At 48.8% G+C, this 24645-nt stretch carries 18 protein-coding genes; 11 read left to right on the top strand and 7 right to left on the bottom strand.

Features of this window, described 5'->3' with window-relative positions:
• Positions 1 to 8: 8 nt before the first annotated feature.
• Positions 9 to 749, top strand: coding sequence for a DUF3313 domain-containing protein (locus tag G451_RS0118610; protein WP_027185438.1), 741 nt, complete (start codon positions 9 to 11; stop codon positions 747 to 749).
• A gap of 79 nt (positions 750 to 828) precedes the next feature.
• Entirely contained in the window at positions 829 to 1707 is an 879-nt protein-coding gene (locus tag G451_RS0118605) for a carbon-nitrogen hydrolase (protein WP_027185437.1), read from the top strand.
• A 136-nt stretch (positions 1708 to 1843) separates the two neighbouring features.
• Here G451_RS0118605 and G451_RS33080 read toward each other — a convergent pair whose 3' ends face one another.
• Positions 1844 to 4177 carry a response regulator gene (locus tag G451_RS33080; RefSeq protein ID WP_156921716.1) on the bottom strand — a complete coding sequence of 778 codons (2334 nt, stop codon included), beginning with the start codon at positions 4175 to 4177 and terminating at the stop codon, positions 1844 to 1846.
• A gap of 247 nt (positions 4178 to 4424) precedes the next feature.
• Between G451_RS33080 and G451_RS33075 the strand changes: the two genes are divergently transcribed.
• The 8 genes from G451_RS33075 to G451_RS30320 all read left to right on the top strand — a co-directional run bounded on the left by G451_RS33075 (position 4425) and on the right by G451_RS30320 (position 17555).
• Positions 4425 to 7832 carry a response regulator gene (locus tag G451_RS33075; protein ID WP_084448654.1) on the top strand — a complete coding sequence of 1136 codons (3408 nt, stop codon included), beginning with the start codon at positions 4425 to 4427 and terminating at the stop codon, positions 7830 to 7832.
• On the top strand, positions 7829 to 8746 hold the full coding sequence (locus G451_RS0118590; protein ID WP_027185436.1) for a GGDEF domain-containing response regulator: 918 nt from the start codon (positions 7829 to 7831) through the stop codon (positions 8744 to 8746). The genes G451_RS33075 and G451_RS0118590 overlap by 4 nt, the downstream gene beginning before the upstream one ends.
• 73 nt (positions 8747 to 8819) lie before the next feature.
• Entirely contained in the window at positions 8820 to 10337 is a 1518-nt protein-coding gene (locus tag G451_RS30330; RefSeq protein ID WP_051261672.1) for an ATP-binding response regulator, read from the top strand.
• 220 nt (positions 10338 to 10557) lie between these two features.
• Positions 10558 to 13437: a putative bifunctional diguanylate cyclase/phosphodiesterase gene (locus G451_RS33070; RefSeq protein WP_084448653.1), complete on the top strand. Its 2880-nt coding sequence runs from the start codon at positions 10558 to 10560 to the stop codon at positions 13435 to 13437.
• A 160-nt stretch (positions 13438 to 13597) separates the two neighbouring features.
• Positions 13598 to 14347: a response regulator gene (locus G451_RS0118575; RefSeq protein ID WP_027185435.1), complete on the top strand. Its 750-nt coding sequence runs from the start codon at positions 13598 to 13600 to the stop codon at positions 14345 to 14347.
• A gap of 76 nt (positions 14348 to 14423) precedes the next feature.
• Entirely contained in the window at positions 14424 to 14876 is a 453-nt protein-coding gene (locus G451_RS0118570; protein ID WP_156921715.1) for a hypothetical protein, read from the top strand.
• Between the two features lie 309 nt (positions 14877 to 15185).
• On the top strand, positions 15186 to 15680 hold the full coding sequence (locus G451_RS0118565) for a rubrerythrin family protein (RefSeq protein ID WP_027185433.1): 495 nt from the start codon (positions 15186 to 15188) through the stop codon (positions 15678 to 15680).
• 471 nt (positions 15681 to 16151) lie between these two features.
• The gene (locus tag G451_RS30320; protein WP_051261670.1) at positions 16152 to 17555 is read left to right on the top strand and encodes a CRTAC1 family protein; all 1404 of its coding nucleotides are present in this window, start codon (positions 16152 to 16154) and stop codon (positions 17553 to 17555) included.
• Positions 17556 to 17596: 41 nt separating this feature from the next.
• Here G451_RS30320 and G451_RS0118555 read toward each other — a convergent pair whose 3' ends face one another.
• Positions 17597 to 18565, bottom strand: coding sequence for an ABC transporter substrate-binding protein (locus tag G451_RS0118555; RefSeq protein ID WP_034642831.1), 969 nt, complete (start codon positions 18563 to 18565; stop codon positions 17597 to 17599).
• Between the two features lie 201 nt (positions 18566 to 18766).
• Between G451_RS0118555 and G451_RS0118550 the strand changes: the two genes are divergently transcribed.
• On the top strand, positions 18767 to 19510 hold the full coding sequence (locus G451_RS0118550; RefSeq protein WP_027185431.1) for a (Fe-S)-binding protein: 744 nt from the start codon (positions 18767 to 18769) through the stop codon (positions 19508 to 19510).
• A 180-nt stretch (positions 19511 to 19690) separates the two neighbouring features.
• On the opposite strand, the gene G451_RS0118545 is transcribed toward G451_RS0118550, so the two are convergent.
• From G451_RS0118545 to G451_RS0118525, 5 genes are all read right to left on the bottom strand, one after another.
• On the bottom strand, positions 19691 to 21634 hold the full coding sequence (locus G451_RS0118545; protein ID WP_027185430.1) for a SpoIIE family protein phosphatase: 1944 nt from the start codon (positions 21632 to 21634) through the stop codon (positions 19691 to 19693).
• The gene (locus tag G451_RS0118540; protein ID WP_245587844.1) at positions 21618 to 22514 is read right to left on the bottom strand and encodes an ABC transporter substrate-binding protein; all 897 of its coding nucleotides are present in this window, start codon (positions 22512 to 22514) and stop codon (positions 21618 to 21620) included. Before G451_RS0118540 ends, G451_RS0118545 begins: the two co-directional genes overlap by 17 nt.
• A 142-nt stretch (positions 22515 to 22656) precedes the next feature.
• Positions 22657 to 22902: a Nif11-like leader peptide family natural product precursor gene (locus G451_RS0118535; protein ID WP_027185428.1), complete on the bottom strand. Its 246-nt coding sequence runs from the start codon at positions 22900 to 22902 to the stop codon at positions 22657 to 22659.
• A gap of 81 nt (positions 22903 to 22983) precedes the next feature.
• The gene (locus G451_RS0118530) at positions 22984 to 23496 is read right to left on the bottom strand and encodes a chemotaxis protein CheW (protein ID WP_027185427.1); all 513 of its coding nucleotides are present in this window, start codon (positions 23494 to 23496) and stop codon (positions 22984 to 22986) included.
• Between the two features lie 121 nt (positions 23497 to 23617).
• On the bottom strand, positions 23618 to 24574 hold the full coding sequence (locus tag G451_RS0118525) for an Lcl C-terminal domain-containing protein (RefSeq protein ID WP_027185426.1): 957 nt from the start codon (positions 24572 to 24574) through the stop codon (positions 23618 to 23620).
• Between the last annotated feature and the right edge of the window lie 71 nt (positions 24575 to 24645).

Genomic DNA, 24645 nt, shown 5'->3' with positions numbered 1-24645 from the left:
AGGCGACAGTGAAATCCATCAGCATTTTCTGTTTGACGGTTCTTTGTATGGGACTTCTTTCCTGCTCGTCCACGTCCATGCAAGCTGAGCCGTCTCAAGGGGCCGGCTTTGTTCCCATGGATGAGATGGCTAATCGAGAAGATCTTCCCTTCGACAAAATCTGGGTCAAATCCGGTATCGACCTGAAAAAATACAACACGATCTATTTCAAAGACGTCAACACCTCCTACCTCATCAAGAGAGATTGGTGGAAAGAGCAGTTCCGCAAGGACAAAGTTGAAGCAGACGCCAAAGAAGTCGCTCAATACATGAAGAAGGCCTTTGTCACCGCTTTTCAAAAAGACCCGAAAAAACGCTTTACCGTCATTGAAACACCGGACGCCAATTCTCTAACGGTGGAACTGGCATTGACGGAACTTGTCCCGAGTGATCCCGTTCTCGAAGCAATCGGTCTCGCAGCCCCGTATGGTTCCGGAACGGTTCTCATGGCGGCGGTGAAAGGTTCGGGAGCCAGAGCAACCGTGGCGTTTGAAGCTAAAATTAAAGACACGTCATCGGGCGAAGTTCTGGCCATGGCCGCTGATCGCCGATATGGCAAAGTCGCTCCTATCAACTTGCGAGGATTAACGTGGTACGGAGAATCCGAGGTTGTCATTGATGACTGGGCGAACGAATTTGTCGAAATTGCCAACAAACAACCAGGTGAAGTCATCAAACCAGCCAGTCCGTTCACACTGTCGCCGTGGTAGGACACCGTGATGCGGACATGAAGCCGAAACATTTTTCCCAATACTTTCGAGAGAATGTCGAGAAGGAGAGAAGAGGAGCATGCCCCCGTTCACTGTTGCCCTGATCCAGATGCATCCGGAAGAAAACACGGCAATAACCCTGGAAAAAGCAGAAGCGCTGTTATCCGAAGCCGCGGACAGTGGAGCTGACATTGCCTGTTTGCCCGAACTGTTTTTGACGCCGTATTTTTGTCAGACAGAAGACCATGATGCCTTCAATCTCGCGGAGCCCATCCCCGGCCCGACGACACAACGGCTGAGTCGATTGGCCCGTGAGAAACAATTGACGATTGTTGCATCACTGTTTGAAAAACGCGCCCCAGGTCTCTTCCACAACACCATGGCGGTATTGACACCGGACCGAGATGTCCCTGAGATCTATCGTAAAATGCACATCCCCGACGACCCGGGGTATTATGAAAAGTTCTTTTTTACGCCTGGCGATCTCGGATTTCGTGCGTTTGATACCCCGCATGGCAAAATCGGTGGCCTGATTTGTTGGGATCAGTGGTATCCCGAAGCCGCTCGCCTGACCGCTATGCATGGAGCGCAGATCCTCTTCTATCCAACGGCAATAGGCTGGCATCCTGCAGAAAAAGCCGAATTTGGGGAAGAACAACAGAATGCCTGGCTGACAATTCAACGCAGCCACGCCATTGCCAATGGACTGTATGTCGCTGGAGTCAATCGAGTCGGGCACGAAATCGGTGCGGCTGGGGGAGACGGCATCGAATTCTGGGGAACAACGTTTCTTGCCGACCCCATGGGCAATATCATTGCCCAGGCCGACACCACGAGTGAACAAACGCTGTTGGCTGAAATCGATCCGCAACGTATTGAAACGATCCGCCAACATTGGCCGTTCTGGCGTGACAGACGTATTGATGCCTATACGGGTATCGATCGTCGTTTTTTTTAGAGTTTATTGAGTCGTTTGCCTTTCGAAGAAGCGCAAACGGGGAGCCCGTAAAAAGCCCTTCCCATTTGCGCCTCTTCGGCCTCGCACCCACCAAAATTTCTGATGATTACAACGAAGACGTGTAATGCGGTCGGGCTTAGCCGTGATTGTCCCGTCTTGTCTCCGACTTGCATCCTGTGCCCAAATGAAATGTAATAATCTTCAGCAGCTTATTCATATCAATGGGCTTGCTAATATAATCCGTCATGCCCGTGGCAATAAATCGTTCGCGATCGCCGGGCAAGGCATGCGCTGTCATGGCGATAATCGGAATATTCGCAAACGCATCGGACATTGCTCGTATATTCCGCGTTGCCGACACACCGTCGAGAAGCGGCATCTCGATATCCATCAAAATGCAGTCAACAGGTGTTGTTGTCAACATATCAAGAGCTTCCTGGCCATTGTGCGCCGCAAGTAAAGAAAATCCCATTTTCTCAAGGATACTCGCTGCTGCATGGAGACAGGTCTCATCGTCCTCCACAACAAGTATACATTGCTTTTCCTGCAAATCAGGGAAGGGGGCGGTTATCGAATTCGAAACAACATACTCCGTATTCTCGGTCGCACGATCATCGGACATTTGTTTAAATTGTAAACTGAAGTACATACGTGTCCCATGTCCAGGCATACTGTCGACAGCAAGTTCAGTATTCATCGCCGTAACAAGCCGTCGAACAATGGATAGGCCAAGCCCTGCACCCTGATGACTCCGCGTGAGTGATTTCTCACCCTGAACAAACGCACTGAATACGGCATCAAGTTGATTGTCGGCGATGCCACTGCCTGTATCAGCAACGCAAAACAGCAAGCAGACGTTCCTATCATCACGGCTGGAAAGCGGCGAAATGGTCAGCTCGACATACCCTGAATCCGTAAATTTAATGGCATTCCCCACGAGATTGAACAAAATTTGTTGTAAACGCAGTTCATCCCCAACAAGCTGCTGTGGAATGGACGGATCAATATGCAATCGAAGTTCGATACCTTTGTCGCAAGCGGTTTTACTAAAGAGTGCTCCAAGCGCGTTTATCACTTCTGTCAAGAAGAAGGGATCTTCATTTAAAACCAAGTTATCAGCTTCGATGCGTGACAAGTCGAGTATATCAGAGAGTAGTCGTGTAAGACGTGTCGAGGATGCAAGAGCATGATGGATGTATTCATTTTGTTCAGAATTGAGATCGGTCGTCCGCATCAACTGCAGCATGCCGATGACACCATTGAGCGGTGTACGAATCTCATGACTCATATTCGCTAGAAATTGCGATTTTGCTGTATTGGCTTCGTCGGCCAACTGTTTGGACTTGCGCAGTGACGCTTCGGCTTTGAGTTGATCAGTAATATCATGAAAAAGTACCAAAACAAGGTCTTGCTGCTGAATACAAAACGGCTTGGTCAAAATTGACGCATGGCCAAGCGTCTTTCCGGCTGTTTTGACGGTAACATTGGGAAAGTGCTGTACAGCACTCCCCACTGCCCTAAAGTCGATCGGCAAAGAGGACGAGTTTCCCGTTACAGACGTCGCATTACAGACAATAAAATCATGAGGGCGCAATCCCAGCAAGTCGTTTCGTGACATCCCGAAATAGCTTTCCGCTGTTTCGTTGCATTCAACCACCTGTTCGGTTGTACGATCCAAAACAACCACGGGATCCATGATTGAAGAAAAAAGCAGCCTATACTTTTCTTCGCTTTCACGCAGACGTGTTTCTCCACGCCGTTGCAACACTTCAGAGCGAATAAGTACAGCAAAAGCCAAAAGGAGGAAGCTCATCCCCCCGCCCCAAATAAAACCATATTGTATCCGGGCATTAGACTTTTGTTTATCCACGGCAGCTTCATAAGGCGCCATGGGAACAGTGACACTTATCCCACCTCGAATATCACCTTCTTTGTAACCTTGTTTGCCATGGCACTTGAGGCAACTCTTTTCGGTCACCATCGGTCGCATAAAATGAAGAGCTGATTCATTATTCTCCGTCGTGAATTCATAGAACTCATCATGAGCGGAATGGAATGACGCCAGAGCTTTAGCTTCCCAAGCTGATGGTTTATTGGAAGGACGGATCGGATTCAAGCTTGTAATATGCGCCTGCAAACCTGGAGATAGTCGCATGACATTGTAGACCATGCGTGTCATATAGGCGGGGTTAATCAGGGTGAGATGCAGACCATTTGTCGTTACAGCATCACGATATGGAACATCAAGATACGGATTTGGTTGCACGCCATCGCGTATTTGAACGTAGACTCCGCCCATATTGGAAGCCCAACGTCGGTATGAAATATCCTTACTATAGGCAGTGCGTGCTTCAAGCAATGCATGAGAACGAAAAGAGATCATTTCGCTTTCTACTGATCGCGAATACAGAAGAATAAGCAGTCCTGACCAGAGTACAGTGGCCAGCGCACCAACAGTAAAAATGGCCACGAAGATTCGCAACGATTACTCCGAATTCGGCGATGTTGGACCAATAGTATTCCGGATAGGAAAAAGAGAGAGTGACCGGAAATACACACTACTTACTGAAACGGATGCATCCTCACACGACAACAAAACTTGTATAAAGAATATTATTATGCGTAAATACCATAGAACGGCATACACAAACAAGTGATGAATCGTTGAAAAACGGCGTATACATTGACCGAAACAACCACCGATGCTACCCTAAACCATGAACAACGCGAATGTATTGGACACTCATCACCAGATTTTAGGCAGAGTGATTCTTATCGTTCTCGCGCTCATCTGGTTCGTTTGGCCCGCTCCAGCCCAGGCGAAAAACGCCGGATTGACGCCGGTGCGTCTTCAGCTCAAATGGCGACATCAATTCCAATTCGCCGGTTATTACGCAGCATTGGAAAAAGGTTTTTACCAACAGGCCGGTCTCGATGTCAGCATTCTGGAAGGCACAACGACACCGGCTGTGGATATCGTCGTCTCTGGCGGTGCTGAGTTCGGAGTTGCATCATCCAATCTCGTACTTTCCCGATCCGAGGGCAAGCCGGTTGTTGCTTTAGCCGTCATTTTTCAACATTCCCCTTTAGTCTTTCTCACTACGGAACGGTCCGACTTAGCATCGATTCATGACATGCTCGGCAAGCGCATCATGATAGAAAACGATGCAGCTGAACTGCTCGCTTATCTCAAAGACGAAGGTCTCCCCATCAAGCAGATGCAGTTTGCTCACCACACGTTCAGCCCGGCTGACCTCATCGCGAACAAAGTCGACGCCATTTCCAGTTATTCCACAGACGAACCATTTCTTCTTGAAGAACGTGGTGTCCCGTATCAGGTTTTTACCCCACGATCGGCTGGAATCGACTTTTACGGTGATACGCTCTTCACCACAAAAGAAGAGGTCCAAAAGCATCCCGATGTTGTCAAAGCATTTGTGGACGCCTCGCTCAAAGGCTGGGCTTATGCCTTTGAACACGAAGACGAAATCATCGACCTGATCCTCACTCACTATAGCGATCGTCATAGCCGAGCACATCTCAAATTCGAAGCCGAGCACATGCGGCGACTCATTTTACCCGAACTTGTTGAACTCGGATATATGAGCCCAGGACGCTGGACACATATCGCCAAGACATATGCTCGCATGGGGATGATCCCGAAAGATTTCGACGTATCCAGCCTGATATGGGAACGTGATCCCAAACCGGACCTCCATCGACTCTATATCATTCTCGGTTTGTCTTTTCTCACAATCTCCATCATTGGTGCCGTGTCTTTCCGCTTCTACGTCATGTCGAAGAGGTTGAAACGTCATGTCCACAAACTCAAAACCGCAGAAGTTGAAATCAACCAGGCACGCGACGAAGCCAATGCAGCCAACCAGGCGAAAAGTGATTTTCTGGCCCGAATGAGCCATGAAATTCGTACACCTATGAATGCTATACTCGGGATGAGTCACCTTGCACTTTCAACGGAATTGAATCCCAAGCAACGCGACTATCTGCAAAAACTGCAAAATGCAGCGACGTCACTGTTGGGTCTCATCAACGATATTCTTGATTTCTCCAAAATCGAAGCCGGTAAAATGCATATTGAACACACCCCGTTCCACCTGGACGAAATTCTTGATGGGGTGTCGGGTGTCATTGGATTCAAAACGGAAGAAAAAGGCCTGGAGCTCATTTTCAAGATTGCGCCGGATGTTCCTCTGAAGCTAATCGGCGATCCTTTACGACTCAGTCAAATTCTCACCAACCTCTGTGGCAATGCCGTCAAATTCACCGAGAATGGGGAAGTCGTCCTCGAAGTCTCGGTTGATGATGTACGCAACAACACGGCTATCCTCCGTTTTACGATCAAAGATACTGGCATTGGGATGACACCTGAGGAGCAACAACGACTCTTCACGTCTTTTGCGCAGGCCGATGAAACCATAACCCGGCGCTTCGGTGGAACCGGACTCGGCCTCGTCATCTGTAAGCGACTCATTACAATGATGCGTGGAGACATTGAGGTTTTCAGCACTCCCGGCAAGGGGAGTGTCTTCACGTTTCATATCGAGCTTGGTCTGGACCCGGCCGAAGACCAAAAAGCCAGTCAGGTCGACCCCGATCTTCGTGGTCTCAAAACGCTGGTGGTTGACGACAATGCCACAGCGCGTGAAATTTTAAAGGCGGTCCTGACGTCGTATAGTTTCCGAGTCACAACCGCTGAATCTGGAGAAGAAGCTTTGACAATCCTTGAAGGAACCGACGCCTCAGACCCATTTCAGCTTGTGTTGATGGACTGGAAGATGGACGGCATGGACGGTGTTGAAGCCTCCCGTCGAATCAAGAAAGAAGTCCATCTGGAGTCAATACCTCAGGTTCTCATGGTGACGGCGTATGGTCGACAGGAAATTCATGACCGGGCAGCACGCGTCGGTATTGATGCATTTCTCGTCAAACCGGTCAATCCGTCCGTCCTGTTCGATACCATCATGAATTTGTTCGGCCATATAACCCATGACCAACGTCTCCCCCGACTTCAATTCCGTCGCTCAAATCCCCGCGATTTCGATAACATTGCCGGAGCAAAAGTGCTTTTAGTCGAAGACAATGCCGTCAATCGACAAGTCGCATCGGAATTGCTTCAAAAAGCCAGACTCCATGTTGTAACTGCAGAAAATGGCCGCGAAGCCGTGGAGACCGTGGCCGCTGATCCCGATATCGAACTCGTACTCATGGACATTCAAATGCCGGAAATGGATGGGTATGAAGCCGCCACAGCAATTCGACTCAACCATCTAGCAGAGACGTTGCCGATTGTTGCCATGACAGCCCATGCATTGGTCGGCGACCGGGAAAAAAGCCTGGCTGCGGGTATGGATGACCATATAACCAAACCCATAGATCCGGACGCCTTGTTCGAAGCACTCAAGAAATGGATCCAACCTAAACGCCGGGATACGACACCAGCACGTTCTGATCATTTCGATAAAACTATGGAGGATGTGGAGTTGCCCCAGCAACTTCCCGGCATGGACATCAGTGCTGGCTTGCGATGCGTTGACGGCAACGCACGGCTCTATCGCAAACTACTGTTCGATTTCCGACGCGAATTCAGAGAGATCAGCTCCACGCTCCAGGAACTGATCACGGCGGAAGATATGGATCGCGCTGAGCGCATGGCGCATACGTTAAAAGGTGTCGCATCGAATATCGGGGCACGGTATGTGGCCGCAAACGCCGCACAGGTCGAACACGCGTGTCGAGAACGACAGCGAGAGGAAGCGCTGTCCGCTGTGCCTGCACTCATGCAAAGTATGGAAATGGTATTGTCCGGGCTCGACACGAATCTTCCCGAAGAGTCCAAGGCTCCAACGCTGCCTTCCGACGAGACAGATTGCACTGTCGATATCGATCGTGTGATGCCACTTTTGGTTACTTTACGAACGCTGTTGGAAGAAAACGACATGGATGCCCAAGAATCACTCAATGCGTTGCACCAGGCGTTGGAACCCTGTTGTGCGGCTCGGCTTGCCGAGCTGGACGAGGCCGTCTCTGACCTTGAATTCGAGCGTGCCATAGTTTTGGCCGATGCATTGCAGAATGATATTACAGGGAATGGAACCTCGTCATGAACGATATCTACAAAGAAAAGCCTCAGCTCCTCATTGTGGATGATGCCCCGGCCAATTTGAAAATATTGGTCGATATGCTCAAAAGCGACTATCGTATTGTTTTCGCCAAAGAAGGAAAGACCGCGCTTCAACTGGCCGCATCGAAAAAACCGGATTGTATTTTGCTCGATATTCTCATGCCGGGCATGGATGGATACGAAGTTTTGACCCAACTCAAGGCAGACCCGTTACTGCGGGATATTCCTGTTATTTTCATTACCTCTCGCACGTCGACAGAAGATGAAGCAAAAGGATTCGCGCTGGGTGCCGTCGATTACGTCGGCAAGCCATTTATCCCCGAGATTGTTAAAGCACGAGTGGATACTCAAGTCCGGCTCAAACGGAAGTCCGAACTTCTCGAAGAGCTTGCTGGCATTGATGGTTTGACCGACATACCCAATCGACACAGCTTTGACGAAACCCTGTCCCGGCTATGGGAACAAGACGACACAGCTCCGATAGCGCTCATACGTATCGACGTGGATCATTTCGAGGCATTCAATGACAGTGCCGGGTATGTTCAGGGGAACTGGTGTCTGCGTCGACTGGCCAAAGCAATGCACACCGCACTCCAGTGGTCGGGCAGTCTGTTGGCGCGATATGGCGAAGAAAAATTTGCTGTTGTACTGCCTGGGTGTCCACTCAAGTCGGCACATTTTCAGGCTGAAACTCTGCGCAACGCGGTGACGGAACTCCATATTGAGCATCCGTCTCCAGAATATGCGTATGTCACGGTGAGCCTTGGGCTGGCCAGTATTGACCCTACAGAGGAGACCATCGACCCCGAAGAGCTCATACAACGCGCCGAACAAATGTTGTATCTGGCAAAAGCCAACGGCTGCAATCGTACGGAAATATTCTCATCCTCCTATTGAATACTCGTGGTAAAATCACCCCAACCCAACCCAGCCCAGCCCAGGTGCAGTATAGAGCGTAAGAGGATACAGAATGGACACGATTGAACAGAAAAGAAAAATCCTCATCGTGGACGATTCAGCAACAGACATTAAGATTCTTGTCGACCTGCTCAAAGCCGACTATGCCGTGTTGTTTGCTCGCGACGGCCAAACGGCCTTGCGCCTTGCCGCAACCAAAAAGCCTGACCTTATTTTGCTTGACATCCTCATGCCCGATATGGATGGGTACGAAACCTCGAACAGACTCAAAGCAGATTCGGCAACACAAGATATTCCCATTATTTTTGTGACGGCCCTGACCGGAGAAGAAGACGAGGTGGAAGGGCTCGAACTCGGTGCTGTCGATTACATTACCAAGCCTTTTACACCGGCCATTGTCCGCGCCCGAGTCAAAAATCATCTTGCACTCCACGAAGCACTCCGTATCCGCGAAGACGTGGATCGCATGACCAAGCATGACCTGAAGAATCCCCTGGGAGCAATTTTGGGGCTGACCGAATTTCTTATCGGAGAAAAAAACCTTCCGGAAAACGTTCAGGAAGCTTTACGCATCGTCCAATGCGCAGGATACCGTATTCTCGGGACACTCAATAAATCCATCGACATGTATGCCATGGAAACAGGTGTCTATGTTCCCAAAGCAGAGCGTGTCGAACTTATCCCTGTTTTGCAGAGAACAATTTCCGAAGTAACAAGCCGTCCTGAATTTACCGATCGTGTTGTCCAGCTTGAAACGGCTCATGTTCAAGGAGAACCAGCATCGACACTCTTTGTACTGGCCGAAGAGTTACTGCTTTTTTCTTTGTTCTCCAACCTGTTGGCCAACGCCTTGGAAGCATCGACATTGCAGGATCCCGTTATGGTGCGCATACAGAAGAAGGCAGAACAAGCGTGCATCACCGTCCATAACATGGGGTGTGTTCCCGCATTGATACGTGACCGTTTTTTTGAAAAGTATGTCACCGCAGGGAAGCCCGGTGGAGTTGGCCTGGGAGCGTATACCGCGCGATTAATGGCCCGAACCTTAGGCGGTGATGTGACCATGTCGACGTCGGTTGAACATGGTACGGACGTAACGGTCCGTCTTCCACTGGCATCGACGCAAGAAATAACGTCGTTGCCAGAACAGCGTCCCGACAAAGAACTATCGCGTTCCGAAGATCTCCCTCCCATGACAATTCTACTCGTGGATGACTCCGAATTTACGCACTTTATCGTAAAAACCTATCTCAAAAAAACAGCCTGCCAACTCGAATCGGCTTTAAGTGGTATGCAAGGTCGAGAGATGGCCAAGACAAAGCGCTATGACGTCATTCTTATGGATTTGGAAATGCCTGATATGGATGGCATTACAACTGTTCATGCAATCCGAGATGATGAAATGCACGCCGGTCTAACACCCGTCCCCATCCTTGCCTTGTCAGGTCGCCTCCCGAACCACCTTACCGAAGAGCGCCTCTTCCAAGCGAAACTGGCAAAGCCTCTTGTAAAAAAACAGCTCTATGAACACCTCCTTGCAGCAATCTTGCCTTCTGAATCTTCCCAATAACGAGAGAGAACGTTACAATTTAATGTTATTTGTTTTTTTTCTTTACTGTTCAGCCTAAATTAGAGATAAAGTATTCACAGTATTTCATTGGTTTTCATGGCGACAACTCCGTGAATAATACGCACTTTCTCTGCTCAAAACCTCACTTAAGCCATCCATTAATGAAGTTTCGACCGGACAATGTTTATCATTCATCACATATGCAGCAACTCTTTTTGATATGAAAAGCATAAAATATCGTATTTTTAAACAGCTTTGCATCTTTAGCCTTCTCGCGACATTAATTATTTGTATGGGAGTCTATCTTCTCGCAATAGAAACCTCACATCGATCAATGGTCGAGATCAAAGACATCACCATACAAAACGCTATTAATGTATTTAGTTTATTTGATACAGCCTCCGCCATGGTTGAAGCAGAAGTCGACCGTTCACTCCATAATGTCTTGCCAACATTAGCTAACGATATTCGTACTCTTGGTCCGCACTCCGTTGACGAAAGCAAATTAATCACATTGGCTCGGCAATATAACATTGATGATATATATCTCATCAATGATCATGGCGATGTCTTCATGACGACATTCAGTCCAGATAAAGGTTTAAATCTTTTTAGTGTATCCGAATCGTTGACCAACAGACTCCGCGACCTTTTTGGCGCAGGTGAAATCCATATTGATCGTCTCGGATTTTCCAGCCGAACAGGAATTCTCAAAATATATGCGTTTTACAGTCCTGTCGGTTCTGATTTTATCCTGGAAGTGGCGGTCAATTTTACAGATGCAATGCGCCGCTTTGCTCCCGGATCGGAATATGGACAGGGACTGAAGCATGCCTTTAATGAAGTTGTACGGGCTACACCGTATGTTATTGGATTGGATATATTTAAATATAATACAGTCGGAAGTTGGTCTTTACTGAATCAGGGTACCCCTCTACCCATCGATATTGTTAATAAGCTGAAAGTTTCCTCCAACGTCACAATAGAAACCAATGGCATTATCACGCAATATCGTTCATTCACACTGAAGAATACCCGACTCCCATTGGCCAATTCCGGCACCTGCATCATGATATCGTATGACTTCTCCAGTTTTGAATCTGCACCACTCAAAGCAGCGGGGAAAATTTGGCTGCTCGTCTTTATCGTTACAATTCCAGCATTTATTCTCGTAGCACGCTTTTTCAATTCCAGCGTGCTAGCCGAGGTCAGCCGTGTCAACACAACGCTCGCGACCGTCAGCCAGAGAGAATTGACGTGCGTGATACCCCAGGCTCGTGATCGGGAATTCGATTCCATCTTCACTCATATCTCTCAACTTTGCGATTCGTTGAAACGAAAAGAGGAGGATGTCGTTCAAACGACAACAAAGCTTCTCGAAGCTAATTCTGAACTCAAATTGTTCCGAGAGATTTTCGACCATTCACTTGATGGTATTATCATTACCGATGTTCAAGGCCGTATTCTCATTGTCAATGATGCGTTCATACACATCACGGGCTACTCTTTGGCTGAAGTCGAAGGGCACACTCCGCGCATTCTGAAATCAGATCGACATCAGGATTCGTTCTACCGCCAATTGTGGCGCGAACTTTTGGAAACCGGAGGATGGCAGGGAGAAATATGGAATAGACGCAAAGATGGCTCCATTTATGCTCAATGGACCAGCATCGTCTCGATTCGCGATAACGTCGGCAATGTGACTCACTATGTGGGACAACTGCACGACGTTACTGCGAACAAAGAGCAGGAAGCGTACATTCTCTTCCAAGCGAATCATGATGCACTGACAAAATTACCGAACCGCACGTTGTTGCTCGACAGGCTCGATATGGCCATACGCCATGCCAAACGCAACAATTCCCAGCTCAGTCTTCTCTTTCTCGACCTGGACAATTTCAAAAGTGTCAACGATTCCCTGGGGCATGATGTTGGTGACCAGCTCCTTATCGACGTGTCAAAACGCCTGAAAGCACAAATTCGCGATGAAGATACTTTAGCTCGACTCGGTGGCGACGAGTTTGTCATTCTTCTTCACCACATTAGTCACAACGAAGACGTCATCGACGTCATTCATCGAATTATCAAAACATTTCGTGTTCCTTTCAATCTGGCTGGCGCGCCGTATTATATCACAACCAGTGTAGGGGCATCGATCTTTCCCCTTGATGGATACGATGCGGATGATCTCATTAAATGCAGCGATGTCGCAATGTATTCGGCCAAGCAAGGAGGACGAAATACCTTTTCATTTTATACCGAAGAAATGGGTGAGCAGAGTCGGCGCAAGCTTGCATTGGAACAAGATTTACGACACGCCGTCGAAAAGCAGCTCCTCGATATATTATATCAACCCATAATATCTACACACACCAACGAAATCGTCGGGGTTGAAGCACGATTGCATTGGAATGGTGCGCACGGTTCGATCGACGCGGAAAAAATTTCTCGCGTGGCGAAGAAAACCGGCCTGTTGCAACACGTGGGGAATCTGCTTCTGGAACATGCGATAGCACAAGTTGCAAAATGGCGTCGAGAGTTTGATATCCCACTGTTTTTAAGCCTTGGTATGAGTGCAGTGCAAATCGCAGATACCAACCTCCCCGCCCGCATCGGTGAATTAACCGGCCGAAATGGTTTGCCACCGGGAGCTCTGAATATCGATATCCAGGAAGCCGACATTGTCTCCGATCCCGAGAGTGTCGCGGCGTCCATTCGACGTCTCACGACCTATGGCGTCAAAGTCGCCATTGATGGGTTTGGTGCTGGGGCATCGTTGCTGACTCGCCTCCATCGATTTGATGTGACTTCGATCAAACTCGACAGGAGTGTTGTCGCTATGCTGTCATCTCAATCCGGAACAGACTATGTGTTGCAGACCATGGCCGTCCTGTCGGGAACTCTTGGTCTGAATGTCGCAGTCAACGGCGTGGAAAACCCGGCGCAACTTGATGCCATCAAACATAGTGGATGTTGTTGGTCATACCAAGGAAGACTGGTGTCGAAAGCAATCGGGGCGAAAGAACTTTCCAATGCGCTCAGGAACTCCAAATTGGAGCGCAATGATCATTCTCCCTCAACGTCCATTTCATCGACCTGACATAACTCTATTTGCAATTCCGCCTCTCCCCTGAGAATGAAACCTGGAGCGGCTTCTGTTTCGTTTACGAAATCGATGAAATCCACTATAAAAAACGGGTGCAGTTTCCTCTAAGACCAACTGACGCAACTCCCACCCACCCTGGTCGCCGGAGAGACGAATGCGGGAAATTTTAGTCATCGACGATGAAAAACCGACTCTGTCCATGTTTTCCCTCTACCTTGAAGCCTATGGACATACGGTCATCACAGCCGAAAATGGCGAAGAGGGCCTCGAACTCTTCAAGGAACGCAAACCTTCCATTGTCATTACGGATATAAAAATGCCGGGCATGGATGGGCTGGAAGTATTGCAGCGCATCAAGGGAATCAGCCCACTCACCGAAGTTATTGTCATAACGGGGCATGGAGATATTGATCTTGCCCTAAAAGCACTGAATCTTAACGCAACCGACTTCATCGACAAGCCCATAAGCCGTGAGGCTCTGGAAGCAGCGTTAAATCGAGCTGATGAACGGTTGATCGCAGTAGTCAACAAAACCGATGAAATCGAGGTCAATCAGGTCGGTGATGTGGCCATCATCGAAATTCGAGGTAATGTCACCTCTCGTTCCGAACCGTTTTTAATCGATGCCTATAAAGATGCGTCGGGAGAAACTGGCCTGCACAAACTTATTCTTCACTTTGACGATGCCGCATCTATTAATGGGGCTGGCATCGCCGTGTTGACTCAGCTCCTCATGGAAAGCGAAAAACGCGGTCAACCTGTTGCCATTGCAGGACCATCAGACAACTTTCGCAAAGTTTTTGATATCGTCGGTATCACCAGAATTGTGAAGATTTACGACACTGCTCACGCCGCTTTGGCAGCTCTGGAAAAAACCGAAACCGTTAAACCCCCACCAAGTTAAAATGCACGTGCTCTCGTAATGCCCGGTATTCAATTGGTATTGAATGTTCGTACATGCAGAGACAGGCTATGAAACAATGAGAACGTTACGCAAAACAATGCGAAAATTACGTCTTCGCATTATACGTTACGCGGTGATGGGAGTGCTTCTCGGAGTGCCACTCACTCTCGCCCATTCAACAGTTACCGCCCAAGACGATTGCACCACTGTTCGCATTACGACGAGCTTCAAGGCCCGTTCTTTGTCTGAAGCTTTGGATAAATTATCCGAGATTTCCGGATGCTCCATTAAAATTGACAAAGAATGGGAAAGCACACAGGTGACGGTATCATTTCACGAAACCCCACTATGGGATGCGTTGGACCGTCTTGTACGAGCTGCTGAAATCCGTAATTTTGCTACAATTGCAACGCCATCCGAACGCCGCTTGCATATTCGTGTCCTTGACGAGCACCAAGGCGATACGAATACCCCCAAGCGAAAACCGCAGCACAATATCCCGTCGAAACTCTTTCCCCCTATGCCGTAACGCGCCCGGAATTTTTCTGGCGATATGAGCTCCTTGAGATCTATCGCAAGGATCACAAATATTCTGTAACACCTTTGACAAACCAACGTGTCAGTGGAATTACATCTCTTATCCCGTGACAGACGTTGAGAACTTCTGAAACGACCTCTTCGATACATGGGCATACGCTGAGAGGGAGTGTGAAAAGGCATTTTTTATTTTTTTTGGAAGAAGCTCGTTTTTGTTCTTTACACCGCCAAAAAAGCCAGTATAAAGATCAGAACGATTCTTGATTAAGACTGATTCGAAATCAACATAAAGGAGAATTCCATGTCCAAAGCTGAAGCCGATCTCAAAGAAGCCTTTGCTGGTGAATCCCAAGCCAACCGTAAATACCTTGCTTTCGCGAAACAAGCCGACAAAGAAGGTCATCCTCAGGTCGCAAAACTGTTTCGGGCTGCTGCCGAAGCAGAAACCGTTCATGCCCATGCTCACCTGCGTGCGCTTGGTGGCATCGGCGACACTGTGTCCAATTTGAAAGAAGCTGTCGCCGGGGAAACCCATGAATTTAAAGACATGTACCCGGATATGATCGAACATGCCAAGGAAGAAGGCCACAAAGCCGCTGAACGGTCTTTCACCTATGCCAATGCCGTCGAAAAAATCCATGCCGATTTGTACCAGAAAGCTCTGGACAACATCGAGTCCCTGGCTGATGTCGATTATTATGTTTGTTCGGTTTGTGGCTACACCTGTGAATCCGAAGCCCCTGAAAAGTGTCCTGTCTGCTCTGCCGCGGCCAAGGCATTTTTCAAAGTCGATTAGTCACGACATAATCCTCCGGGTGTGCCGGTCGTGACACCCTTTGCCTCTCACCTCCCAATTGAGAGAGCCGGGAATCCATGCCAGGATTCCCGGCTTTTTTATTTTGGAGAAACGGGCATGATCATACCGCATATTTCTGATAATGATCATGTTTGGAAAATAATAAAAAACACGGTATGCTCCATACACTGCATTTGCCATGTGGTTAAAACAGCGAAGCAAGCAAAAAAAATAACGAGAAAACGATGCAACGCATCAACTATCTATATCTTTCTCTTGAAGCTCAAATGCGCTACAGTATGGGCAACTGGAGACACAGTTCTGGTTCTTCAAAGATAGAGAAAAAACATAAAAGGGACGCACAAAGGCGTCCCCTCTCCTTTTCGACGGACCGTCCGTCAGTTTCCCGAAGGAAGACTTTGAGTGTAGCCCGAGTTGGCTATAAAGGCAAACTGTAGCCTGGAGCAATCCATGCGTTTCAAGAACTTAAGCCGACAACTTGAGGCTGGCCCCGTGCAATGCCAACGCGGAGTCTGTGCTATTGACATTGATGATGATGGCTTATGTGAGGCCTATATTTGTGCTCACGATGGACCAAACTTACTGTTGGACTTCAATGATGGAGTCTACCGTCTCTTTCTTTTGCCCCAACTCAGCGATGCTGCTGCATCATCACAGAGTGCAGTAGCTTGTGATGTCAATGCTGATGGATTGGAAGAACTCTACGTTCACAATATCAGCGATGAAACGGTTGCAGTTCCATCATCCGATCGACTGTTTGCCCGTCACGGACTTGGCTGGGTCGACCTCTTTAACCATGAGACCAACCAATCTTTACGTAATCGTGTTTCCGGACATTCCCTGGCTGTCATAGATCGATTAGGTAACGGCTCCTATGGCATCATCGTACAGAACCACAGTCCTGCAGGTCCATTGCAGCTGTATGAAATCGAGGACCAGCACGAGGAGAAACTCCACGATGTTGCGGCAGATACAGGCATACAAGTACTCACCGATGGCACGGCGATGTTGGCTGCACCTCTGTTCGGGCACACTATGGACTTATTGATAGGTGGGACAGAAGACCTAGACAGGATTTTCGTTGCCGAACAGAATGGTCACTTCAACGAACTTCCCGCAACACAGGGGTTGGGCAAGACCGGACATTCTGCGTCTCTCTGCCTCGTGGATGATCCTCGTTATGGAATCTGCTGCATTGTTGTTCGCCATTCCCAGGATTCGCGAATGTACCGCCTAGACAAAGGAAAATTCGTTCTCGTGCAGTGTCCTGGTCTCGAAGATATCATCTCACCACATAATGTCGTTGCCGCTGATTTCGACAACAATGGATACCAGGAGATTTATGTCACGACCACCGCCGGAAGGAATCACCTTTTTGCCTGGCGCGATGGCACCTGGACCGAAGTGGATCCTGGTATTCTCTCCGAACCGGGAGGAAGTTGTTCCGGTGTTTGTGTAGCCGATTTCAACGGGGATGGTTGTCTTGAGGTCCTTGTCACCCATGGGGAACGTGGAGCGCAGCCGTTGAGCCTCTACGAGCATGAAGACACGCCAAACACGTGGATTCGCATCATGCCACTCACACAATATTATGCCCCGGCCAGAGGGTCTTTGGTGACCATTACGGCAGGAGGACGACGTCAAACACGTGTTATTGATGCCGGTTCGTCGACATTGTGCCAAATGGAACCGATTGCTCACTTTGGCCTTGGTGATGCGCAACGTGTCGAAGAAGTTGTTGTGACGTGGCCAGACGGGAGAACTCAATGTGTAAACGATTTGAATGTCAATACGATCTACAAAGTGACATATCCCAACGAGGAAAACGTGGAAAAAAAGCACGGCGTAGATTGACACCAATCAATCCACGCCGTGAAAGCTGGACGCATCAATTGTTATTCACCGATAATAACATCGGCCGACTCGACGATCTCCTGCGGAACCTGCAATCCCATGCGCTGTGCCGCTTTGGGATTGAAATAAAACTGCAGAGTTTTCTGAAATTCCACAGGAGTATCCTGCGGCTTGGCTCCAGCCAGGATACGCCTGGCCATCTCACCAGTCTGTTTTCCATGTTCATAATAATCCAATCCCACGGCTGCAATGGCGCCTCGTCGGACGGAATCCGTATCGGCACAGAAGAAAGGCGTTTTCGATTCTTCAGCCACTTTCACGACCGTTTCAATATTAGAGACAACAGTATTGTCCGTGGGAACGTACATGGCTTGAACCTTCCCCACCAGACTTTTCGCGGCTTGCGTCACTTCGCTTGAATTGGCAACGGTCGCTTCAATCAGCTCGATGCCCTGGGCCTCAGCTGCGGCTTTCAACCGTCTGACGTTTGAAACAGAATTGGCTTCACCGGCATTATAGAGCACACCCAACGCTTTCATATCGGGCATGAAACGCTTAATCATCGCGACATGCTTATCCATGGGCATTTGGTTTGATACACCGGTCACATTGGCTGTCGGCTGTTCCAGGTTTGTCACAAGCCCGGCACCAATAGGATCGGTAATCCCTGAAAAAATGATGGGAACTTCGGCCATGTGGGCATTTTTCCGTGTTGCTGCGACTTGTGCCTGTGCGCTCGGAGTTGCAATGGCTAAAACGAGCACCGGATCATCATCCGTAATTTGATTGGCAATTTGGTTGGTGGTGCTCACATTCCCTTGAGCGTTGTACACTTTGTACTCAACAACAACGCCGTTTTCCTTGAGATCATCCTGAAATCCTTTGAGGATGGCGTCTAAAGCCGGATGCTCCACAAACTGGTTCACGCCAATGACCGGCGTTTTGGCCAAAGCCGGAGAAGCCAGGCAGACCAAAGCGGCCAGGAGTACAAAACAAGCACGAAAATTCATGTGTATCCTTTTGGTTACGGTTCAATGTGCTGGGTCTCTGCCCAAGCCGAAGCAGCCAGTATCTTTTTGCAAAAGAAACGGCCGCAGCCGGTTTCAGTCATAATTTGGAATTGACGGATATACACTCTTGTGAAAAGGCTAGCAATTCTCCCCAGTGGAGCATCGCGCTTCACAACATTTTGAAAAGACGAAGAGACGACAATGCCGAAGAAACCTGTTGTAACCCTGTTTATTCAATGTCTTGTGGAACACCTTGCTCCTGAAGCGGGCATGGCCATGGTCCGACTTTTCGACCGCCTGGGTGTGGATACGGTGTACCCGGAAAATCAAACCTGCTGCGGTCAACCGGTTTTCAATGCCGGACACCGTGACAAGGCCATGGTTGCCGCCAGGCGATTTATCGAAATTTTTGAATCGGCCGAAGTCATTGTGTGCCCGTCCGGTTCATGTGTCCACATGATCCGTCATCATTACCCCGAGCTGTTTCGTGACGATCAGACCTGGCATCGTCGCGCAACGACTGTGGCGGAAAAAACGTATGAACTCAGTGAATTTCTCGTGGATGTTTTACATATCGATAATGTCGGTGCGCGGTTTGACGGCCGGGTAACGTACCATGATTCCTGTCAGTTGGCACGCGGACTCGGCATTCGGCGTCAGCCTCGCGCTCTGCTTGAGCATGTTGACGGCCTGACGCTGGTAGAAATGGAAGAGAGTGATCGGTGTTGCGGCTTTGGTGGAACATTTGCCATCAAATATCCCGAACTGTCACTGAAAATCGTCGACGACAAAATCAAAACAATTCTCGATACCGGCGCCGACGCTGTGGTCGGTTGCGATATGGGGTGTTTGCTCAATATTGAAGGTCGTCTCAAGCGACTGGGCCATGCCGTTCCCGTTTTGCACCTTGCCGAAATTCTTGGTGCCGAACGAACCACGACATAAGACCTGCCTGTCTTACCTTCCCCCTGAACGGATTCAGATCATGTGCGGCAAGTGTTTTCCTCGCCGCACGCAAACTATCGAGCAATACCTACCGGCCTTGTGTGCTCCTGAAATATCGTAGCAACAGGGCCGGTCTCCCACGAAAAGCCTTCTGAGGTTCAATGCCGAACATTTGACTGTTCATTTCCCCCGAAAATGCAGGGTCAGAACGGTGATATCATCGGTTTGCGGAGCCCCTCCAGCAAATTCGTGCACTGTGGCGACCAAATGTGTACAGATGCCTTTTGCTCCTTCTGATGACAAGTTCGTCGCCGTATCAAGAAGACGAGGGTTAGAATAGAATGCTCCCGACTGATTTTCGGCTTCATTCACTCCGTCAGTATAGACAATAAGTTTGTCGTCTTTCTCCAGCTTGATGCTCGCATTTTTATAAACGGATTCTTCCATAACCCCGAGAAACAGCGCTTTGGGGACGGTAAGCCATTCGGCATTGTGACCGGACCGTAAAAGCACCGGAGGATTGTGGCCTGCATTGGAGTACGCCAACTCGCCGGTTTTATAATCAAGAATCCCAAGAAACATGGTGACAAAGAGCAACGCTTCATTATCCACGAGAAGTTCCCGATTAACCCGGGCAAGAATCTCGGCGGGAGAATTCTCAAGCTCGGCAATACCTTTGATCAGCGTTTTTGTGACAGCCATGAAAAGCGCTGCAGGAACACCCTTTCCGGAAACATCGCCAACAAGAAATAATAATCGACCATCATCAAGCAAAAAGAAGTCAAAAAGATCTCCCCCCACCTCCAATGCTGGTTCCAATGTTGCAAACAACTCGAATTGTTCGATGTCGGGAAATGGTGGAAATCGCTTTGGCAAAAAACTCATTTGGATAGACCGGGCAATTTTGAGCTCGGATTCCATTCGTTCTTTGGCTTTCGTTGTTTCCGTCAGGTTGGCAATATACTCACGGAGAGCCAAGCGCATCCCTTCAAAAGATCGAGCCAATTGCCCGACTTCGTCGCCTGTGCTGGCCTTGGGAACAGGAATATCCAAATTCCCTTTGGCAATTTCTGCTGTTCGTTCAGCGAGTGTTTTCAAAGGTTTTGTGATCGATGTAGAGACCACAATGACGACAATAAGCAGCAAAACAAATCCGATGAATCCGATGACGGCAACTTCGCGGCTGAGCCCTTCAAGCCCTTGAAACATCTCCGCTTCCGGAATGACAAGTCCCATGGACCAATCGGAATTTGACACCGGTGCGTAGGACAACCAAGCCGGCTCTCCCATGACAAATTCCGGCAGTCGTACAAAGCCTGTCTCGCCCTGAACCATTTTTTTTCCAATATCGCGCAGTACCTTGCTCGAATGTGTTTCAGCCAGGCTAAAAATACTTTCGCGCATGATGAACTGGTCGTTCGGATGGGACAGAAAAACACCATTGCGACTCAGAAGAAAGGCGTATCCCGATTGGTAAATGGAGATGCTCTTTATGAATGTGCGTAACCATTCCAAAGAAATATCGGCTGTCACGACACCAAGAAAGCGTTTGCGTCCGTCCTCCTCACGAAAGAAGGGAATACTATATGTCGACATGACCACGTTGCCGCCCCCTTCGTCAAAGTAGGGTTCGCTCCATATCGGGCGGCGAATTTCTTTGGGAATAAGAAACCAGTCTGCTTGGGGGTAATTGTAATCAGCCGAAAGATACGTAAACATCGGTCGGCCGCCGGGCATATAGGCGTAGGGCGCAAAAAACTCAACATCGCGATCAAAAGCATACGGTTCATACGCAACGCACGAACCATAGACCGCTGAATTGAATAAGATAAACCCCAGTAAATCTGTACTGATGGCGCTCGCTGTCGGTTTATTTTTTCCATAGCTAAACGCCAACAACCCGGGGATAGCTTCCACCGAAGCAAGTGTGCCTTCGATTTTGCGAATACTTGCCAATGTCAAATTTGCGGCATCAGCGCGAGCCTCCTGCATCAATGTTGTTTTCGATGACGTATGGTAATACAAAAACGATGCGAGAAAGATAGCTGATGTGCACGACAGAATAAGCAAGGAAAGCTTGAAAGCAAGTCCTTTCCCTTGGGGAAGACTACCGGTTTGGGACATGAAATTCCTCGAAGGATACGGGCCGAGGCAACATGCCGGCCCTGTTCAAAGACTGGACGACAGTATCAAATTCGACGGATTGAAGCGGACCGGGCGGAACCTGATTATCATCGGGAAAAATATTCTCGAACATACGTTCAAGCATCCATTTTTGATGCGCCCGATTGGTAGGCAACATCGCTGCATTTACACGTTCCATCACGATATCAAGTGTTTCTTCAGGATGTTCATGAGCATACACCCATCCTTCGATACTCGCCTCCGCAACGGCATGGCACAATTCAGGATCGTCACGATAGGTTGATTCAAGACAATACAGTCCATCTTCGGCAAAATTGAGACCATAATCGGCCATAGCGAAAACGGTCAAATCCTCCGGATCAAGGCCGGTATTCAGAAGAGTGTGGTACTCATTGTAATACATTGCCGACATGGCATCGACACCACCACGCAAAAACAAGTCTGGGGTAAACCCCTGAGGAAGCAACGTCACTTCCACATTATATTTTTTGAAAAATTCTTCCGGTTGGAGGCTAAATTCTTTGTCCCACAAACTGACTTTTTTTCCGTCAAAGTCTTCGGGCCGAGTGATTCCACTCTCTTTCTGCACAACGAGCAGCACCGTGGAGCCACGCATAAATTGGGCAATATTCATGAGCTTGAGGCCCTTGGATCGCTCCAAAATGGCCGTCGCTAAAAACATAGTGCCAAACTGTGCTTTTCCCGAGGTCAACAATTTCGAAGGAGGGTTGGAGGGACCACCGCGCAAAATCGTCATGTCCACACCATGCCGAACATAGAAACCCTTGGCTTGGGCAACATAATACCCGGCAAACTGGGCCTGGGGTTCCCACTGCGGAATGAGGGTGGCTTCCTTCATGACGTCCCCCCAAACAGCACAAGGGCTGACACAGAAGAACAGTAGCAGTGCCACCGAAAAGAACACTCGTTGTGTGAACATGATTTTCACCGACTCCACAGACTATTGTGAAGAGCATGTTCCTACTGCACGCGCAGTGCAATTACATTGAACGCAACATCACCCACCAATTACGAAACTGGTTCAGCATCTCGTGTTGCTCTGCTGTTTGGACCTCCACCAGCATATTACCGTAGGCGTCTTCGAATTCTCCATCGGTGAAATCGAGATGCTCTTCTGCCAAGACGGCCATTCGGGCCTCGTGGTTCTCCGCAGCATTCAGCTTCTGCCGCAATTCCTTATCTTCGAAAAGGCGCCGGTACAGGCCTTTTACGTTGGCAATCGTCATACGAACTCCTTCCATTCTCTCGAGAGAATAAAAAAACCCCTATAATAGGGGTTTTTCAAAAAGATGCATTCTCAACATCGATTATGCCATTGCTTCGGCGTCATCGAACTCGGACTTCATCGCCTGAATAGACTGAATTTCATCCGTGGAAAATACTTTATCTACGTCGAGAATAATAATGAAACGACCGGCTTGTTTCCCAATACCACGGATAAAGTCGGTTTTAACACTTGCCCCCATTGTGGGAGCCGGATCAATTGAGGAGGCATCCAATTCAAGGACTTCCTTGACCGAATCGGCCATTGCACCAATGGCTGACGTAGTCTCACCTTTATTGATTTCCAAAATAATAATGCGTGTATTGAGGGTGGGAACAATGGGCGGCATGCCGAATTTCATTTTCAAATCCATGACCGGCACGGCCGCTCCCCGAACATTGACAACACCGCGCATAAAGGGAGGGGCTTGGGGAATACGCGTAATGTCGGTCATATCGAGAATTTCGCGAACGGAATAAATATCAAGCGCGAAAAATTCGTCACCCAACGTGAGCGTTAAAAATTTTTCCACTTCACTCTTTTTTTCTTCGCTCATGGAGACGGCTCCTTGCAAAAAGGTCACAACGTCGCACACGTAATGTTCATAATGGCACTGTTAGAGAAAAACAGCAATAAATTTCCCCTCAGAAGCCTTCCTAAAACATCGTGAAATCAAATTAGAACATCAACAGAAGATCATGAGGCACCGCAATCGCCTGATCTGTACGGACACACCGAAAGCGCCGCGCCTCGGTTTTGACTACAGTATGACTTGTCGCTGTATCATATTGCATAACCCAAGCGTTTGTCGGTGTCTGTATATCGGTCGTACTCGTCCAGTACGCTTCAGGATGAGCGGAAAACCGCGTGTTCGCCGCAATTGGAGTTCGTGACGGATCAAGCAGACTACTCAATTCACGGGCATTGGGTAGTCGCCAATCATTGTTCCCACCGTCTTCAAGCACCTGGCAAAATCTCAGAGCGTCCTTCCACGTTGCTGGCGCCTCATCCGCCTGCAGCCAGGAAAGCCCCGTTGATTCATCCAATACGAAGCGCCCACGATCTGTATATGGTCCATACGGAAGAACAGCACCTCTCACGCATCGTACGTTCATGAAAAAGTGTGTCCTCGTCTGGAATACCCCACCATCCTCAAAAGATACGATATAGCCCAAAGCGTCGTTTCCCGGAAACGTATCCGCCGACCAAACCGGATTCTCCGTCGTAAAAAAAATCGGGTCCAAACTCGGTTTTTTTCGTCCATAATCAATCAGCGTAAACAGTTCATGCAGACTGGGGACACGCCAACCGTTTTCTCCCTCCAAAGTAAGCCCACTGCAATAGCTCCGCGCATCATCAAAAGACCGCCGAGCAAGATCAGGGCTGCGTTGCCAGGATAATCCGGTCACAGGGTCACGGACGATATCTCCGTGCGCTTCATAGGGGGCAGGGACATGGCTCACGTTGCCATCTTGTCCATAAAAGGCATTACCAGGAGGCGGACAATCAATGGCCTCCTTCGTATTATAGCAACGATACTGCCCGGAATCCGTTGCCATGGTGGCCCCAACCGGACCATACCATATCGTCAGAGCAAGAACCAACGCGAAAACAAACGCTACGGGATGCATCATGACGCCTCCATGGCTTCGAATCATAGCGGCAGCGCGAGCGTGTCGCCAAACGCCGGGTCAGCGTGAAGCAC

It is taken from the genome of Desulfovibrio inopinatus DSM 10711 (assembly GCF_000429305.1).
GTDB classification, from domain to species: domain Bacteria; phylum Desulfobacterota; class Desulfovibrionia; order Desulfovibrionales; family Desulfovibrionaceae; genus Alteridesulfovibrio; species Alteridesulfovibrio inopinatus.
The sequence above is the reverse complement of the archived record's forward strand: the minus strand, read 5'-3'. Positions and strand labels throughout refer to the sequence as shown.

What these genes read in the sequence shown, in the direction of transcription:
- G451_RS0118605 (WP_027185437.1), top strand. Translation starts at nt 829, where the DNA reads ATGCCCCCGTTCACTGTTGCCCTGATCCAGATGCATCCGGAAGAAAAC.
- G451_RS33075 (WP_084448654.1), top strand. Translation starts at nt 4,425, where the DNA reads ATGAACAACGCGAATGTATTGGACACTCATCACCAGATTTTAGGCAGA.
- G451_RS0118590 (WP_027185436.1), top strand. Translation starts at nt 7,829, where the DNA reads ATGAACGATATCTACAAAGAAAAGCCTCAGCTCCTCATTGTGGATGAT.
- G451_RS30330 (WP_051261672.1), top strand. Translation starts at nt 8,820, where the DNA reads ATGGACACGATTGAACAGAAAAGAAAAATCCTCATCGTGGACGATTCA.
- G451_RS33070 (WP_084448653.1), top strand. Translation starts at nt 10,558, where the DNA reads ATGAAAAGCATAAAATATCGTATTTTTAAACAGCTTTGCATCTTTAGC.
- G451_RS0118575 (WP_027185435.1), top strand. Translation starts at nt 13,598, where the DNA reads ATGCGGGAAATTTTAGTCATCGACGATGAAAAACCGACTCTGTCCATG.
- G451_RS0118570 (WP_156921715.1), top strand. Translation starts at nt 14,424, where the DNA reads ATGAGAACGTTACGCAAAACAATGCGAAAATTACGTCTTCGCATTATA.
- G451_RS0118565 (WP_027185433.1), top strand. Translation starts at nt 15,186, where the DNA reads ATGTCCAAAGCTGAAGCCGATCTCAAAGAAGCCTTTGCTGGTGAATCC.
- G451_RS30320 (WP_051261670.1), top strand. Translation starts at nt 16,152, where the DNA reads ATGCGTTTCAAGAACTTAAGCCGACAACTTGAGGCTGGCCCCGTGCAA.
- G451_RS0118555 (WP_034642831.1), bottom strand. Translation starts at nt 18,565, where the DNA reads ATGAATTTTCGTGCTTGTTTTGTACTCCTGGCCGCTTTGGTCTGCCTG.
- G451_RS0118550 (WP_027185431.1), top strand. Translation starts at nt 18,767, where the DNA reads ATGCCGAAGAAACCTGTTGTAACCCTGTTTATTCAATGTCTTGTGGAA.
- G451_RS0118545 (WP_027185430.1), bottom strand. Translation starts at nt 21,634, where the DNA reads ATGTCCCAAACCGGTAGTCTTCCCCAAGGGAAAGGACTTGCTTTCAAG.
- G451_RS0118540 (WP_245587844.1), bottom strand. Translation starts at nt 22,514, where the DNA reads ATGAAGGAAGCCACCCTCATTCCGCAGTGGGAACCCCAGGCCCAGTTT.
- G451_RS0118535 (WP_027185428.1), bottom strand. Translation starts at nt 22,902, where the DNA reads ATGACGATTGCCAACGTAAAAGGCCTGTACCGGCGCCTTTTCGAAGAT.
- G451_RS0118530 (WP_027185427.1), bottom strand. Translation starts at nt 23,496, where the DNA reads ATGAGCGAAGAAAAAAAGAGTGAAGTGGAAAAATTTTTAACGCTCACG.
- G451_RS0118525 (WP_027185426.1), bottom strand. Translation starts at nt 24,574, where the DNA reads ATGATGCATCCCGTAGCGTTTGTTTTCGCGTTGGTTCTTGCTCTGACG.